This is a genomic window from Streptomyces sp. CB01635, assembly GCF_002803065.1.
In the GTDB taxonomy this organism is placed as follows: Bacteria; Actinomycetota; Actinomycetes; order Streptomycetales; family Streptomycetaceae; genus Streptomyces.
Genome location: NZ_NNBL01000002.1, coordinates 284266 through 300589 on the forward strand (window position 1 = coordinate 284266; position 16324 = coordinate 300589).

The following is a 16324-nucleotide window of genomic DNA, read 5'->3' on the forward strand; positions in this document are numbered from 1 at the left end:
CCTGTCCGGGTGAACGTCAGTTCTTGGTACGGAACTTGTGGATCGCGATCGGAGCCATCACGAGCGTGAGGACCGCGGACCAGATCACCGTCACCCACACGTCGTGCGCCACCGGGCCGCCCACCATCAGGCCGCGCGCGGAGTCCGCGAGCGAGGAGAGCGGGTTGTAGTCGGTGAAGGCCTGGAGCCAGCCCGGCATCGACTGCGTCGGCGCGAAGATCGACGAACCGAACTGCAGCGGCATCAGGACCAGGAAGCCCATGCCCTGCACGGCCTGGGCGCTCTTCATCACGACGCCGAGCACGAGGAAGATCCACATGATGGACGTGCCGAAGAGGGCGGTGAGGCCCACGGCGGCGAACAGGCCGGGCCAGTTCGTGATGTCGAAGCCCACCAGAAGGCCGACGATCATCATGATCGTCGTCGCGATGAGGAGCCGCATCAGCTCCACCACGATCTTGGCGAAGAGGACCGAGCCCTGACCGATCGGCAGGGTCCGGAACCGGTCCATGATGCCGTTCTGGAAGTCCTGGTTGAACCCCGTGCCCACCGCCATGGCGATGTTCATGCTCATCATCGCCATCATGCCCGGGACCACGTACTGCACGTACTGGTCCTGGCCGCCGCCGAGCGCCTGGCCGATGGAGCCGCCGAAGACATACACGAACAGGAGCGTGAAGACGATCGGCATCAGGACCGCGTCGAACATCGACTCCGGGTCCTGGCGGATCCACAGCAGATTGCGGCGGACGAGCGCGCCGGTGTGACGGATGTGGGAGCGCAGGGAGATGCGCGAGTCGGCCTCGAGATTCAGGGGAGGCGTCAGCGTGGTGGCGCTCATACGGCGGCCCCTTCGAGCTCGGAGGTACGGGTGTCGTCCTGCGGGGCACTGGCCTTCTGGCCGGTGATGGACAGGAACACCTCGTCCAGACTGGGCAGTTCGGTGGCGATCGAGCCGATCGTGATGCCGCGCGCGGTGACCGCGCCGACCACGGCGGTGAGCTGCTCGTCGCTGAGGATCGGGACCAGGACGGTGCCGGCCTCGGTGTCCACGGTCGACGTGGCGAGGCCCGTGAGGCCCATGTCGTCGAGGGCGGCGGCCAGCGGGCGCAGCTCCAGCGGGTCGGCCGGGCGGATGCGCAGGGTGCGGCCGCCGACCTTCGCCTTGAGCTCGTCGATGGCGCCGCCCGCGATGACCTTCCCGCGGTCGATGACCGTCAGCTCGTTGGCGAGCTGCTCGGCCTCCTCCATGTACTGGGTGGTGAGGAGCACCGTGACGCCGTCGTTGACCATGCGCCTGACCTCGGCCCACACCTCGTTGCGCGTGCGGGGGTCGAGGCCGGTAGTCGGCTCGTCCAGGTAGAGGACGGCCGGGCTGCCGATCATCGACGCGGCGAGGTCGAGCCTGCGGCGCATGCCGCCGGAGTACGTCTTCGCCGGGCGCGTGGCGGCCTCGGTGAGGGAGAACCGCTCCAGGAGCGCGTCGGCGCGGGAGCGGGACTCCTTGCGGGACAGGTCGAGGAGGCGGCCGATCATGTACAGGTTCTCGCGGCCGGAGAGCTTCTCGTCGACCGCGGCGTACTGGCCGGTGAGGCCTATTACGCGGCGCAGCTGCCGGGGCTGCTTCGCCACGTCGTACCCGGCGACGAAGGCGGAGCCCGAGTCGGGGGTGATGAGGGTGGACAGGCAGCGGACGAGCGTGGTCTTGCCGGCGCCGTTCGGACCGAGCACGCCCATGACCGTGCCCTCGTGCACGTCCAGGTCCACGCCGTCCAGCGCCTTGGTCTCGCCGTAGTGCTTGACCAGCCCCCGCACGGTGACGGAGGCCGTCCGGCCGCCGACGTCACTGTGTGAGGTCTTCTTGTCGATTCGCGTCATGACGTACAAGGTGCCAGGTGCCACCGACAATCCACCGACAGGCGGCCGACAGCCCCGTGTATGGCACCTACAGAACGGCGACAGACGGGCAGTAGGGCGGTACGGAAGGGCGGCGGAACGGCAGCAGCCCGCCGACGGGGGAAGATCGGCGAGCCGCTGTGGTGCCACTTTGGTTCAGGTGGTGGTCCGGGTCAGTGGACCGAGTGCTCCTCCTGGGGGAACGTTCCGCCGACCACGTCCTGTGCGAACGCCTTCGCCGCCTCGCCCATGACGCCGCGCAGATCCGCGTACTGCTTCACGAAGCGCGGCATCTTGCCGCCGGTGAGGCCGAGCATGTCGGTCCACACGAGGACCTGTGCGTCGCACTCGGCGCCCGCGCCGATGCCGACGGTCGGGATGTTCAGGGACCGGGTGACCTCGGCGGCCAGTTCGGCCGGGACCAGTTCGAGGACGACGGCGAAGGCGCCGGCGTCCTGGGCGGCCTTGGCGTCACGCAGCAGTCGGTGCGCGTCCTCGTCGCCGCGGCCCTGGACGCGGTACCCCATGGTGTTCACGGACTGCGGGGTGAGGCCCAGGTGGGACATGACCGGGATGCCGGACTGCACGAGCAGCTCGGTCTGGGCCAGCGAGCGCTCGCCGCCCTCCAGCTTCACGGCGCCGACCCCGGCCTCCTTGACCAGGCGCGTCGCGGACCGCAGGGCCTGTACGGGGCCCTCCTGGTACGAGCCGAAGGGGAGGTCACCGACGATGAGGGCGCGCTTGGTGCCCCGTACGACGGCGGCCGAGAGCATCGTCATCTCGTCGAGGGTGACGGGCACGGTGGTCTCGTACCCGAGGTGACAGTTGCCGGCGGAGTCGCCGACGAGCATGACGGGGATGCCGGCCTCGTCGAAGACGGACGCGGTCATCGCGTCGTAGGCCGTGAGCATGGGCCACTTCTCGCCGCGTTCCTTGGCGAGCGTGATGTCGCGCACCGTGATGCGCCGGTTGCTCTTGCCCCCGTACAGCGCCTTGCTGCCGCTGTTGCTGCTGTCGGGGTTGTTCTGGGCAGCCGAAAGCTGCGTCATCGCAACGGCTCCTTCTGTTGTCTCGAGGCACCCTTACGGCGTCCCCGGATCCCCTCCATGGTGGCACCGCGTGCCGAGGAATGGCTAGGGGGGTGCCCGCCGATCGGGTCACCCCGTGAGCGGGTCGGCCGTCGGGTTCGTAAAGTCTTCTTAAGGATTCCAATACGAGACGGTCTCGTATCGAAACTGTCCTAGGGTGAGTCCCATGACCACTCCTGCCGTTCCCGAATCGCCGCGCATACCGGAGGCTGTGCACCGCCGCCGATGGGCGATCCTCGGCGTGCTGATGCTCAGCCTGCTGATAGTCGTGCTCGACAACTCCATCCTGAACGTCGCGATCAAGACGATCTCGACCCCGCCCCCCGTGGGCCTCGGAGCCACGCAGGGCGAGCTGGAGTGGGCGATCAACGCCTACACGCTGGTCTTCGCCGGACTTCTCTTCACCGCGGGTCTGCTCGGTGACCGGCTCGGGCGCAAGAAGGTGCTGGTCTTCGGCCTCGTCGTCTTCGGTCTCGGCTCCGCCCTCGCCGCCGAGTCCGGCTCGCCGGTCCAGCTCATCATCTTCCGGGCGATCATGGGCATCGGCGCCGCCTTCGTGATGCCGGCGACGCTGGCCATCCTCATGAATGTCTTCGAGCGGGACGAGCAGCCCAAGGCCATCGGCATCTGGGCGGGCGGCGTCGGCATCGCCATCGCGATCGGCCCCATCACCGGCGGCCTGCTCCTCGACCACTTCTGGTGGGGCTCGGTCTTCCTGGTCAACGTGCCGATCGTGATCATCGCGGTCGTCCTGATGCTGGCTCTCGTGCCGGACTCCCGCGACCCGAAGCCCGGCCGTATCGACCTGGTGGGCGTCGCCCTCTCCGTCGTCGGCCTCGTCCTGCTCGTCTACGGCATCATCAAGGGCGGCCAGCTCGCCGACTTCACGGACCCGGCGGTCCTGCTGACCATCGCGGCCGGACTCGTCGTCCTCGTCGGCTTCGTCCTGTACGAGAAGCGCAGCGACCACCCGTCGATCGACATCACGTACTTCAAGAACAAGGTGTTCTCCGCGGCGATCGCCGCCATCGCGCTCGTCTTCTTCGCGCTGATGGGCGTCACCTTCTTCTCGGTCTTCTACACCCAGAGCGTGCGCGGCTACTCGCCGCTGCAGACCGGCCTCCTGATGCTGCCGCTCGCCGCCGCCCAGCTGATCTTCGCGCCGCGTGCCCGGCTCGTCGTCGACCGCTTCGGAGTGCGCGCCACGACGACCGGCGGCCTGGTGATTCTCGCCGCGATGCTCGCCGCGTTCGCGATCCTCGACGCGGACACTCCCATCTGGATCCTGGAAGTCATCTTCTTCCTCATGGGTATGGGCATGGCGCACGTCATGACCCCCACCAGCGTCGTCATCATGCAGGCCCTGCCGCGCGAGAAGGCGGGCTCCGCGTCCGCGCTGAGCAACACGTTCCGGCAGGTCGGCGGCGCCCTGGGCATCGCCGTACTCGGTTCCGTGCTGTCCACCGCGTACCGCAGCGGCATCGAGGACAAGCTCGGCCTGCTGCCCGCCGGGCTGCGGCACACGGCGGGCGAGTCCATCGAGGCCACCATCGGCGTGGCGGCGAAGCTCGGCCCGCGCGGCGACGCGCTGGTCGGCGCGGCCAACGACTCCTTCCTGCACGCCATGCACGTGACCGCCATGTGCGGGGCCGGTATCGCGCTGGTCAGCGCCGTCGTCACCATCCTGTTCCTGCCGGGGCGCCCGCCGCGGACCCCGGCCGAGGAGAGCACGGAGGAGACCGTCGGGGCGGGTCGCTGACCTGCACCCGTCGGGGCAGGCCAGTGACCGGCTGAGACAATCGCCGGTACGCAAGGCTGCGGGAAGGCGGAGAGGCGGAGTGGTCGTGGACGTGGATGCGGGGCGCGCGGTGCGGGGGCGCCCGCGCAGCGAGGCCGTCGAGCGGGCCATCGTCGAGGGCGTCCTCAAGCTGATCGAGGACGGCGTCCCGCTCACCGACCTGTCCATCGAGCGGATCGCCCGCACCGCCGGCGTCGGCAAAGCGACCATCTACCGGCGCTGGTCCGGCAAGGAGGAGCTCTTCGTCGAGGTCCTGCGCATCATGGAGGAGCCCGATCCCGAGCTGCCGGGCACCTCGGTGCGCGACGACCTGATCAGCCTCCTGGAGCACCTGCGCAGGCGCGGCGTCTCCCTGCGCTCCTCGGCCCTGCTGCACAACGTCTTCGCGCAGATGAAGAGCCTGCCGAAGCTCTGGGACGCGTACCACGACACCGTGATCGAGCCGCGCCGCCGCGTCATGTTCGACGTGCTGCGGCGCGGCGTCGAGAACGGTGAGCTGCGCGCCGACGTCGACATTGAGCTCATCAACGACTTCATCGTCGGGCCGATGCTGCTGCGCACGATCATCCGGCCCGACGCGCCGCTCGCCGACGACCTCTCCGAGCAGATCGTCGACTGCGCACTCGCCGGGCTGCGGCCACAGGACTGAAGCTGCGGGGCCACCGGACTGAATGTGCGCGTTTCGTCACAGAGGCCCCATGCGTGCCGCCGAACCGGAACCCCGGGCGCCACTGCGCTCGTCCTCGTGCCCGTACGGCCGTCGTGGACGGCGAGGAGGGCGCCGATCATCCCCTAGGGTTTCAGGGCGAGGTCGGTGTGCACGGCAGGGCAGTGAGGCGACGACGGTATGGCGCAGGGGTTCAGGACGGAAACGGGTGGCGGCGGCTCGGGGCACCGGCCTTCCGGAGACCCGCTGCGCCGCCTGACCGGCGGTTGGCGCGGTGACCGGGGGATCTGGCGCCGCGGGGTGGTCCTCGCGGTACTGGCCGTTCTGGTCGCGCTCGTCATGCTCTTCCACGCGCAGATCCCCAACACCCTCGGAAACCTGGGCTCCCTCACCGAGACCTTCCTTCCCTGGCTCGGCGTGTTCGTGCCCGTCCTGCTCGTCCTGGCCGTCGTACGGAAATCCGCGACGGCCCTGATCGCGGTCCTGGTCCCGGCCATCGTCTGGCTCAACCTCTTCGGCGGGCTCCTCACCGACAAGACCGCCGGCGGCGGCGACCTGACCGTCGCCACGCACAACGTCAACGCGGAGAACCCCGACCCGACCGGCACCGCCGACGCCATCGCCGCCTCCGGGGCGCAGGTCGTCGCCCTGGAGGAGCTGACGGCCGACGCCGTTCCCGTCTACGGGAAGGCGCTCGCGAAGACGTATCCGTACCACTCCGTCGCCGGAACCGTCGGGCTGTGGAGCAAGTACCCGCTGAGCGGGACGCGGCCCGTCGACATCCAGCTCGGCTGGACGCGCGCCATGCGCACCACCGTCGCCACGCCCCAGGGCGATGTCGCCGTGTTCGTCGCGCACCTGCCGTCGGTCCGGGTCAAGATGCACGCCGGATTCACCGCCAGCCAGCGCGACACCTCCGCCGACGCGCTCGGCGAGGCCATCTCCGACGAGACGCTCGACAAGGTCATCCTGCTGGGCGACCTCAACGGCACGATGAACGACCGTGCGCTGAACGGCGTGACGTCCCAGATGCGGTCCACGCAGGGTGCCGCCGGCAGTGGGTTCGGGTTCAGCTGGCCGGCCTCGTTCCCCATGGCCCGTATCGACCAGATCATGGTCAAGGGTGTCGAGCCGGTCACATCGTGGACGCTGCCCGAGACCGGCAGCGATCACCTGCCGATCGCGGCGAAGGTTGATCTCACCCGGTCCTGACGTCGGCGTTCGCTCCCCACACCCGTTGTTGACTCGGTGGAAACCGGGGCCTCACCTCACGGAATACTTGGCACGGGAGAGTTTGTTCCGCGCGTAAACTTACGAATTCCCGCGTCTCCCGCCCGTCTTCCCGTGGAAGGTCCCCTTTTCATGCCCCTGGCCCTGCTCGCCCTCGCCGTGGGCGCCTTCGGCATCGGCACCACCGAGTTCGTGATGATGGGCCTCCTGCCCAACGTCGCCGACGATCTGCACATCTCCATCCCCTCCGCCGGCCACCTCGTCTCCGCGTACGCCCTCGGCGTCGTCATCGGCGCCCCGCTCCTGGCCGCCCTCACCGCGCGCATGCCCCGCCGACGCGTCCTCGTCGGGCTCATGGTGCTCTTCGTCGCCGGCAACGCCGTGTCCGCCGCCGCGCCCGACTATCACCTGCTCATGGCCGCGCGCTTCGTCAGCGGGCTGCCGCACGGCGCCTTCTTCGGCGTCGGCGCCGTCGTGGCCACCTCGCTCGTCGCGCCCGAGCGCAAGGCCCGCTCGGTGTCCCTGATGTTCCTCGGCCTCACCGTCGCCAACGTCATCGGCGTCCCCATCGCCACGCTCATGGGCCAGCAGCTCGGCTGGCGCGCCACGTTCCTCGCCGTCAGCGCCATCGGGCTCGCCGCGATAACCGCACTCCTGCTCCTCGTCCCCGCCGACCACGGCCACGGCGAGAGCGGCGGGCTGCGCGGTGAGCTCAAGGCGCTCGGCTCCCTGCCCGTGTGGCTCTCCCTCGGCACCACCGTCGCCGGGTTCGGCGCGCTCTTCGCCGCGTACAGCTATGTCACGCCGATGCTCACCGGCACCGCCGGGTTCGCCGAGGCGAGCGTCACGCTGCTCCTCGCCCTGTTCGGCGTCGGCGCCACCGCCGGGAATCTGCTCGGTGGGCGGCTTGCCGATCGCTCCCTGCGCGGGACTCTGTTCGGAGGGCTCGTCTCGCTCGTTGTGGTGCTTGCGCTGTTCCCTGTGCTGATGCGGGCCGAGTGGAGTGCCGGGGTCGCCGTCGTGCTGCTCGGTATGGCTGCCTTCACCACCGGGTCCCCGCTTCAGCTCATGGTCATGGAGAAGGCCTCGGCCGCGCCCTCCCTCGCCTCCTCCGCCAACCAGGCCGCCTTCAACCTCGCCAACGCCGGCGGCGCCTGGATCGGCGGGCTCGCCCTCGCCGCCGGGTTCGGGCTTACGTCCCCTGCGGTCGCCGGGGCCGCGCTCGCCGTCCTCGGGATCGGGGTGGCCGGGGTTGCCTATGGGGTCGACCTGCGTCGGTCCCGGGGCGCTGCCCCTTCCGCCGCGACGGGGCACGGGCTCCTCGTGGCCTCACATCTGCCCGATGCCGTTTCGCCGGCTCAGGACGCGGGGGAGCCCACTCGTCGTCGGTGATGTGACGGGTGGGCTCCGGGGCTTGGGCTTGGGCTTGGGGTTCAGGGGCTGTGACTGCTACGCCGACTCCCGCCACCTGTTCGTGATCGGCAGGCGGCGGTCCTTGCCGAACCCCTTTGCCGAGATCTTCGTGCCCGGCGGGTACTGGCGCCTCTTGTACTCCGCCGTGTCCACCATCCGCAGCGTCCTTGTCACCAGGTCCGCGTCGAACCCGGCCGCCACGATCGCGTCCGCGCCCCTGTCCCGGTCCACGTACAGCTCCAGGATCGCGTCCAGCACCGGGTAGTCCGGCAGCGAGTCCGTGTCCACCTGGTCCGGGCGCAGCTCCGCGCTCGGCGGCTTCGTGATCGAGTTCTCCGGGATCGGGGGAGTCTGACCGCGCTCCGCCGCCGCCCGGTTGCGCCACTCGGCCAGCCGGAAGACCGACGTCTTGTACACGTCCTTGATCGGGCCGTACGCGCCGACCGAGTCGCCGTACAGCGTCGAATAGCCCACCGCCAGCTCGGACTTGTTGCCCGGCGCGAGCACGATGTGGCCCTCCTGGTTGGACACCGCCATCAGCATCGTGCCGCGCAGCCTCGACTGGAGGTTCTCCTCCGCGAGGCCCGTCAGGCCCAGCGACCCCATGTATGCGTCGAACATCGGCTCGATCGGCACCGTACGGAAGTTGAGGCCCGTTCGGTCTGCCAGCTCCGCCGCGTCGCCCTTCGAGTGGTCCGAGGAGTACTTCGACGGCATCGCGATGCCGTACACGTTCTGTGCGCCCAGCGCGTCGCACGCGATCGCCGCCGTCAGCGCCGAGTCGATGCCGCCCGACAGGCCGATCAGTACCGAGCGGAAGCCGTTCTTCGCGGCGTAGGCGCGCAGGCCCACGACCAGCGCCGAGTAGACCTCCTCGTCGTCGTCCAGGCGGTCCGCGTAGCCGCCCGTCAGCTCCGGCTCGTACGCCGGGACGTGATCCTCGGAGATCGTCAGGTGGTCGATGCGCAGGCCGTCGTCGACCGTCCCCGTCGGAGCCTCCGGCTTCGCCGCCGGGAGGTCCAGGTCCAGGACCACGCAACCCTCCGCGAACTGGGGTGCCCTGGCCACCACTTCGCCCGCGGCGTCCACCACGATCGAGTCGCCGTCGAAGACGAGCTCGTCCTGGCCGCCGATGGTGGCGACGTACGCCAGCGTGCAGCCCGCCTCCTGGGCGCGCTTGCGCACCAGGTCCAGGCGCGTGTCGTCCTTGTTCTGCTCGTACGGCGACGCGTTGATCGAGATCAGGAGGCCGGCGCCGGCGCTTCGGGTGGCCGGGACGCGGCCGCCGTCCTGCCAGAGGTCTTCGCAGATGGCGAGCGCCACGTCGATTCCGCGTACGCGGATCACGGGCATCGTGTCGCCCGGCACGAAGTAGCGGAACTCGTCGAAGACGCCGTAGTTCGGGAGGTGGTGCTTGGCGAACGTCAGGGCGACCCGGCCGTTGTGCAGGACCGCGGCGGCGTTCTGGGGGGCGCCTGCGGGCTGGCCGTACTTGGGCTGGGCCTTCTCCGAGCGGTCCAGATAGCCGACGATCACGGGGAGGTCGCCGTGGCCCTCGTCGGCGAGGCGCCTGGCCAGGGCCGTCAGTCCCTGGCGGGATGCCTCGACGAAGGACTCGCGCAGGGCGAGGTCCTCGACCGGGTAGCCGGTCAGGACCATCTCGGGGAACGCGACCAGGTGCGCTCCCTGTTCGGCGGAGTGCTTGGTCCAGCGGATGATCGCCTCGGCGTTCCCGGCGAGATCTCCGACGGTCGAGTCGATCTGATTCAGGGCGAGACGTAGTTGAGGCACGGGGTCAGTTTAATCGTCTGACTGACGCGATGTCCTCTCGGACCGGGGAGTGGAGGGGGGTGGGTCTCGCTCGGTCCTCGGGTGCCGGCTGTCGTCGGGCGTTGTGTTGTCGGGTGCGGGCTCGGTGCGATTTCGGGTGTGGGCTAGGCAGGTGCGTTTTTGGGTGCGGGCTCGGTGTGGGCTCGTCAGGTGCGTTTTTGGGTGCGGGGCCGCGGGGGCATGTACGTGCTCGCTGTTCTACGGGTGCACGTCAGCCGGCTGATTGCCTGTGCGTGGTGCTGGTGGCTGCGCGCGCACATGCCCCCACGTCCCCTCCCGTTTCGTCGGCGTCTCACGGCCGGTGGGACTTCGCTGTCTCCGGCCAAGTTTCGTACGCGGCCGAATGCCCGGTGGGACTACCTGTCTTCGGTCAGGTCTCGTACGGCGCTCAGTGGCGGTGGGGGCGGACGCTGTCTCTGATCACTATGTGCGTGCCCAGGAGGTGGCGTTGCTGGCCCGGGCGGGACGTGCCTGTCAGGGCCAGTCTTACGGCCGTGCGGCCCATTTCCGCTGCCGGGATGTGCACCGTGGTGAGGCCGGGGGTGATGTCTGCTGCCACCGGGTCGTCGTTGTAGCCGACCACCGAGATGTCCTCGGGGACCCGTAGGCCCGCCTCCGCCAGTGCGCGGATCGCCGCTGCTGCCACGCGGTCGTCGCCCGCGAAGACAGCCGTGAAGTCCGGCTTGCCGTTGCACTTGTCCAGCAGGTCGCGCATTGCCTCGTAGCCGTGGTGCTGGCCGAAGCCGATGCCGTGCAGGATCGCGTCCGAGCGGGGGACGCCGTGGTCGTTCAGGGCTCTGAGGTAGCCCGTTACCCGGGCCTCGCCCGTGGTGTTGCCCGGCTGGTATCCGATCATCGCGATCTTCCGGTGGCCGGCGCCCAGGAGGTGGCTCGTTATCGCGTGTGCGCCCGCGCCGTTGTCGTACTCCACCACGAGTGCGGGCACGTCGGGTGCCGGTGCCGGTCTGCCGCACAGGACCAGGCGCGAGCCCGCCGCCGCGAGTGCTTCCGCGTAGTGCGCCATTCGCTCGCGGTACTCGTCGTCCTCGATGACCCCGCCCACCAGGACCACGGCCTCCGCCGCCTGTTCCCGCATCATCTGGACCAGCGCCAGTTCGCGGGCCGGGTCGCCGCCCGTCGAGCAGACCAGGGTGAGTCTGTTGTGCTGGGCCGCTTCCATCTCCACGCCCTGCGCCACAGCCGCGTAGAACGAGCTGACCACGTCGAACATCAGGACCGCGATCGTCTTGCGTCCGGCGCCGGCGAGGGCTCGGGCGTGCGCGTTGACCACGTAGTCCAGGTCCTTGACCGCTCTTTGGACCTTGGCGCGCGAGGCCGCCGACGTCGGGTAGTTGCCCGCCAGGACCCGCGAAACAGTCGCGACCGAGACGCCCGCGCGCGCGGCCACATCACGGATGGTGACCCGCTCACCCACTGTTGTCTCTCCTCAACTCGCCTGTCCGGGGCGGGCGATGCCGCCCCGGACCATCATGGACGATGCCATACGTTCAGTGCGCCGCCTCGTACTCCTTGGCGAATTCCTCCAGCGCCTGCTGTCCGCCCTGGTTGAGCCACTTCTTGTACACGGCGTCCCAGTCGGAGACCTTCCGGCGGCCGGTGACCGTGGCCGTCACGCCGTCGCTGATGATCTGGTCGAGCGTCGCGCCCTGCTTGTTGTACGTGTCCGACTGCAGACCCCAGCGGTCGTTCGGCACCATCATCGGGATCACCTTCTGCTGCCACGCGTGGAGGCGTTCGATGATGTCCCCGTAGCCCGGCGCGTACAGGACCTGCGGTGCGTCGCTCAGGTACACGAACGGCAGGTTCACCTTCGACTCGACGAGGCCGAGGGGAGTCGCGATCGGGTTGTTGTCCTTGTCCCGCTTGAAGTGCGTTCCCTCCAGGCCGAAGTGGACCAGCTCGTACTCCTCGGTGCCGAACGGCGAAGCCAGGTAGTCGAGGATCCGCAGCATCATCTTCACGCGGTCCTTCGATGCTTTCTTGATCACCGTGTAGCCGAAGATGCCCTGCGACTGCTGGTAGCCCGGTGTGGTGTCTTTGGGGGTGTAGGGGACCAGTGCGTCCAGGTCGAAGGCGTTCTTGATGCCTTGCGCCGAGCCGGGGTAGGAGAGGAAGCCGTCCGTCATGGAGAGGACCGTGCCGTTCCAGAACTGCGTCTTCAGGTCCACCTGCGAGACGGATGTCGCCTCCGGGTAGTACACGCCGGCCTTGCGCAGGTTCGACATGAACTCGAGCGTGGTCTTGAACTCGTCCGTGCTCGCGAAGAACGTCGCCTTGTTGTCCTTGATGCGCCACTGGTTCGGCGCCCCGTGCCACGTGGCGTGCGTCTTGAAGCCGAAGTACGCGGTTGACGAGGCGCCCAGGGCCCACTTCTTGGCTGTTGTTGCTTCCTTCGCCATTGCTGTGAAGTCGTCGGCGGACATGCCAGGCTTGTAGCCCGCCTTCGTGAACGCCTGGCCGTTGAAGTACATCGTGTCCTGCGGCTTCGGGCGCTCCACCGGGACTCCGAAGATCCGGCCCGAGATCCGGCCCATGCCCTGCCAGGCGTACGTCGGGATGCCCGCCAGGTTCGGGTAGTCCTTCACCGCGTCGCCCGACAGGTACTCGGTGAGGTCCTCGCAGCGGGACTTCACGAACTGCGCCTCGCGCGGCAGGACGTAGCCGCCGCCGATGTTGATGATGTCCGGCAGGTCGTCGCCCGCGAACAGCGTCGCCATCTTCGTGCGGAAGTCCGCGTCCGGGACCACGGTGAACTCGACGTCCACGCCCAGCGCTTCGTTGATCGCCGCCCACAGCTTGTTCTGCGCCGCCGGCTTCGGGGGTGTGCCGTAGGTGATGGAGAGGACCTTGATCTTCTCCTTGCCCGTGCCGGGCTTCTCCGCGACGGCCTTGACCAGCTTCGCGGGGTAGGTGGTGTAGCCCGCCTGGACGCCCTCCGCGGTGGCCGCCAGGTCCGGCTTCGCGCCGGTGGCGGGGGTGTACGTCGGCCACGCGGCCGCCTTCTTACCCGCGTTGGAGACCGAGCCGCCGCCACCCGAGTCGGTGGAACAGGCGGTGAGGAAGGACGGGGCGGCCAGGGCGGCGCCGCCGACGGCTATGGAACGCAGCAGGGTGCGACGCGACATCGAGGAACCGGACACGTGAGTGGACCCTTCGGGAAAGGTGGGCAGCTGGCTAGCTTTTGACGGCGCCGGTGAGCACGCCCTTGGTGAAGTACTTCTGGAGGAACGGGTAGACGAGGAGGATCGGGACGGTGGCGATCACCAGGACCGCCATCTGCGTCGTCTGCGGGGCCGAGACCATGCCGGCCTCACTGAGACCCGTGTCGCTGATCTGCGCGCCGCCGATCACATAGGTGCGCAGGACCTGGGAGAGCGGCCAGTGGTCGGACTCCAGGTAGATCGAGGCGTTGAACCAGGCGTTCCAGTAGCTCACCGCGTAGAACAGGCCGACCACCGCGAGGGCCGCCTTGGACAGCGGGAGCACGATCCGCCAGAACACCGTCCAGTCGCCCGCCCCGTCCAGGCGCGCCGCCTCGTACAGCTCCTCCGGTATTCCCTGGAAGAAGCCCCGCAGGACCACCAGGTTGAAGACGTTGATCAGGACGGGGGCTATCAGGGCCGCGTACATGTTCTGCAGGCCCAGGCCCTTGACCAGGAGGAACGCCGGGATCATGCCAGGGGGGAAGAGGAACGTGAAGAGGATGACGAGGAGGACCGGTTTGCCTCCCAGGACTCCTGGGCGGCTGAGTGCGTAGGCCAGGAATGATGTGCATGCCAGGGACGCCAGGGTGCCTGTCAGCGTTACGCCGATGCTTACGCCCAGCGCCTTGGTGACTATCCCGCCGCTGAGGATGTTGCGATACGCCCGCAGGGTTGGGTCCGTGGGCCACAGGACCCAGCCGCCGTTGGCCACTACCTCTTTGTTCGAGGCCAGTGACGTGGAGATGATCACCAGGAACGGGATCAGGACCAGGGCCAGGACGACTGATATCGCGACCGCTTTGGCTGCCTGGGTGGCGGGTCTGGGGTTTTCCTTCCACGCCGGACGCGTGGGGGTCTTGGGGTGCGTGGTTGTGGTCATTTGTAGATCCCCTGTTCGCCCAGCTTGTGCGCCACCCGGTTCGCCGTGAAGACGAGCACCGCGCCCACCACGCCCTTGAACAGGCCCGCCGCTGCCGCGTATCCGGTGTCCCCGCCGACGATTCCCTGCCAGAACACGAAGGTGTCCAGGACCTCGCCCACCTCCGGGCCCACCGACTGGCGCTGGAGCAGCATCTGTTCGAAGCCGACCGACAGGATGTCGCCGAGCCGCATGATCAGGAGCAGCACGATGATCGGGCGGATGGACGGCAGCGTGACGTGCCAGAAGCGGCGCCAGGGGCCCGCGCCGTCGATCGCCGCCGCCTCGTACTGCTGCTCGTCGACCTGCATCAGCGCCGCGAGGAAGATGATCGTGCCCCAGCCGGCGTCCTTCCAGACCACCTCGGCCACCACCAGCGGACGGTACGCGTCCGGGTTGCCGATGATGTCGACCGTGTGGATCCCCGAGTCGCCCAGGAACGAGTTCAACAAGCCTGTGTCGGACAGGACTTGCTGGAACAGCGCCACCACGATCACCCAGGACAGGAAGTGCGGCAGATAGACCACCGACTGCACGAAGCGGCGCAGGAAGTCCGACGTCAGGCTGTGCAGGAGCAGGGCGATGGCCAGGGGGATGGGGAAGAAGAACGTCAGCTGGAGCACCGCTATGTAGAAGGTGTTCCACGTCGCGTGCCAGAAGTCGGCGTCGCCGAACATCCGGGTGAAGTTCTCGAAGCCCACCCAAGGGCTCGCCCAGAGGCCGTCGAACGGGACGTACTCCTTGAACGCCACGGCGTTGCCGACGAAGGCGCCGTAGTGGAACAGCAGGAAGTAGGCCAGGCCCGGGACCATGAGCAGCAGGAAGGTGCGGCTGCTCCGAAACCGTTTCCCGAAGCCGTCCTGCCTGAGTTTGCGCGTATTTGACCCGCTGCCCGAGGTGCCGGGGGGCTTCACCGCCTCGGTCTCGGGCCTGTCCTTCGCCACCGTGGGCACGGAAACCCCTCCGTCGTTGGAACAAGGTGAGCGGGAATCTAAAACGGTTACTACGCCGGGTCAACCCCCTTGTCTCCCCGATCTCTTGACCATCTCTCAGCGTTGGGCCTAGCCTCCTGGCATCTTGAGGTAACCGGTTACTAGAGATCTGCAGCTGGAGGGTGGTAGCGCGTGGCAGCACACCGACCGATCGCGGCACTGGCCATGGACGCCGAGGTGCTCGACCGGGTCATCCCGTCGGACCTGCGGCAACGGCTCGGGCGGTGCGCCGACCTCGCGCCCGTTCCGCTGACCGGGCCGCTCGGCACCCCCGAGGCCCGCGCGGTCCTCTCCGGAGTCGAGGTGCTGATCACCGGCTGGGGCTGCCCGCAGCTCACCTCGGACGTTCTGGCGCACGCGCCCCGGCTCCGCGCCGTCGTGCACGCCGCCGGATCGGTCAAGCCCGTCGTCTCGGACGCCCTGTGGGAGCGGCCCGGCATCACCGTGTCCTCCGCCGCCGACGCCAACGCGGGTCCCGTCGTCGCCTTCACGCTCGCCGCGATCACCTTCGCCGCGAAGAAGGCGCTGCCCGTCGCCGCCCGCTACTCCGGCGGCTGGCCCGGCTTCACCGCGCGCGAGGGCGCCGACGGTCGCGTCGTCGGGATCATCGGCGCCTCCCGCATCGGCCGGCGCGTGATGGCAGGGCTGCGCGCCTCGGATGCGGGGTATCGGATCCTGCTCACCGATCCGTACGTCAGTGAAGGCGATGCCGCCGCGCTCGGCGTTGAGCTCGTCGAGCTGTCCGAGCTCTGCCGGCGCAGCTCCATCGTGAGCGTGCACGCGCCTCAACTGCCCGAGACACGTGGGTTGCTGGGGGAGGAGATGCTGAAACTCGTGGCTGACGGTGGTGTCGTTGTGAACACTGCTCGGGGGTCGCTCGTCGACACCGAGGCGCTCGCTCGTGAGTGCGCCTCGGGCCGGCTTGATGCATTTCTCGATGTCACCGACCCCGAACCGCTGCCTGCCGGGCACCCGTTGCTCACCCTTCCCAACGTCCTGGTCACCCCGCACATGGCGGGCGCGCAGGGCAGCGAGGTGCGCCGGCTGGGGTTGTACGCGGTGGAGGAGGCCGAGCGGTTCGCGCGCGGTGAGGAGCTGCTCGGGCGGCTTTCGCGGGGGGATCTTTCGCGGCTCGCCTGAGGGGCGGCGGCCGGGGTGTCGGGAGTGGGGTGTCGGCAGTGGGGCGGGGGTGTCCGGGGGGTGGGGGTGCGTCTTGTGAATGTAACCGTTTCCCGTCAGGGGCATTGACCTCAACCGCCTTGCTGGG

Annotated in this window: 13 protein-coding genes; 5 read left to right on the plus strand and 8 right to left on the minus strand. The window is 68.9% G+C overall.

Annotated features, from left to right (window positions below; all coding sequences use genetic code 11):
- Positions 1-16: 16 nt before the first annotated feature.
- The 3 genes from CG723_RS05345 to panB form a co-directional block, all read right to left on the minus strand.
- The gene (locus tag CG723_RS05345) at positions 17-841 is read right to left on the minus strand and encodes an ABC transporter permease (protein ID WP_100592061.1); all 825 of its coding nucleotides are present in this window, start codon (positions 839-841) and stop codon (positions 17-19) included.
- The gene (locus CG723_RS05350; protein WP_100592062.1) at positions 838-1878 is read right to left on the minus strand and encodes an ATP-binding cassette domain-containing protein; all 1041 of its coding nucleotides are present in this window, start codon (positions 1876-1878) and stop codon (positions 838-840) included. Before CG723_RS05350 ends, CG723_RS05345 begins: the two co-directional genes overlap by 4 nt.
- Positions 1879-2069: 191 nt before the next feature.
- Complete coding sequence (gene panB, locus CG723_RS05355) at positions 2070-2945, minus strand: 3-methyl-2-oxobutanoate hydroxymethyltransferase (RefSeq protein WP_100592063.1); 876 nt, start codon at positions 2943-2945, stop codon at positions 2070-2072.
- Between the two features lie 205 nt (positions 2946-3150).
- Here panB and CG723_RS05360 point away from each other — a divergent pair, with 205 nt between their 5' ends.
- The 4 genes from CG723_RS05360 (at position 3151) to CG723_RS05375 (ending at position 8071) form a co-directional block, all read left to right on the plus strand.
- Positions 3151-4743: an MFS transporter gene (locus CG723_RS05360; RefSeq protein ID WP_100592064.1), complete on the plus strand. Its 1593-nt coding sequence runs from the start codon at positions 3151-3153 to the stop codon at positions 4741-4743.
- A 79-nt stretch (positions 4744-4822) separates the two neighbouring features.
- Positions 4823-5431 carry a TetR/AcrR family transcriptional regulator gene (locus tag CG723_RS05365; RefSeq protein ID WP_100592065.1) on the plus strand — a complete coding sequence of 203 codons (609 nt, stop codon included), beginning with the start codon at positions 4823-4825 and terminating at the stop codon, positions 5429-5431.
- 198 nt (positions 5432-5629) lie between these two features.
- Entirely contained in the window at positions 5630-6661 is a 1032-nt protein-coding gene (locus CG723_RS05370; protein ID WP_100592066.1) for an endonuclease/exonuclease/phosphatase family protein, read from the plus strand.
- A 150-nt stretch (positions 6662-6811) separates the two neighbouring features.
- Positions 6812-8071, plus strand: a complete 1260-nt coding sequence (locus CG723_RS05375; RefSeq protein WP_100592067.1) for an MFS transporter — start codon at positions 6812-6814, stop codon at positions 8069-8071.
- Between the two features lie 57 nt (positions 8072-8128).
- On the opposite strand, the gene CG723_RS05380 is transcribed toward CG723_RS05375, so the two are convergent.
- The 5 genes from CG723_RS05380 to CG723_RS05400 form a co-directional block, all read right to left on the minus strand.
- Positions 8129-9883, minus strand: a complete 1755-nt coding sequence (locus CG723_RS05380) for an NAD+ synthase (protein ID WP_100592068.1) — start codon at positions 9881-9883, stop codon at positions 8129-8131.
- 427 nt (positions 9884-10310) lie between these two features.
- Positions 10311-11357 carry a LacI family DNA-binding transcriptional regulator gene (locus CG723_RS05385; RefSeq protein ID WP_100592069.1) on the minus strand — a complete coding sequence of 349 codons (1047 nt, stop codon included), beginning with the start codon at positions 11355-11357 and terminating at the stop codon, positions 10311-10313.
- Positions 11358-11430: 73 nt separating this feature from the next.
- On the minus strand, positions 11431-13068 hold the full coding sequence (locus CG723_RS05390; protein ID WP_100592070.1) for a sugar ABC transporter substrate-binding protein: 1638 nt from the start codon (positions 13066-13068) through the stop codon (positions 11431-11433).
- 49 nt (positions 13069-13117) lie between these two features.
- Positions 13118-14026, minus strand: coding sequence for a carbohydrate ABC transporter permease (locus CG723_RS05395; RefSeq protein ID WP_100592071.1), 909 nt, complete (start codon positions 14024-14026; stop codon positions 13118-13120).
- Positions 14023-14877 (minus strand): ABC transporter permease, encoded by an 855-nt coding sequence (locus CG723_RS05400; protein ID WP_100592575.1) that lies wholly within the window; start codon positions 14875-14877, stop codon positions 14023-14025. Before CG723_RS05400 ends, CG723_RS05395 begins: the two co-directional genes overlap by 4 nt.
- A 345-nt stretch (positions 14878-15222) precedes the next feature.
- Here CG723_RS05400 and CG723_RS05405 point away from each other — a divergent pair, with 345 nt between their 5' ends.
- Positions 15223-16197 carry a hydroxyacid dehydrogenase gene (locus tag CG723_RS05405; RefSeq protein ID WP_100592576.1) on the plus strand — a complete coding sequence of 325 codons (975 nt, stop codon included), beginning with the start codon at positions 15223-15225 and terminating at the stop codon, positions 16195-16197.
- The last annotated feature ends 127 nt before the right edge of the window (positions 16198-16324 follow it).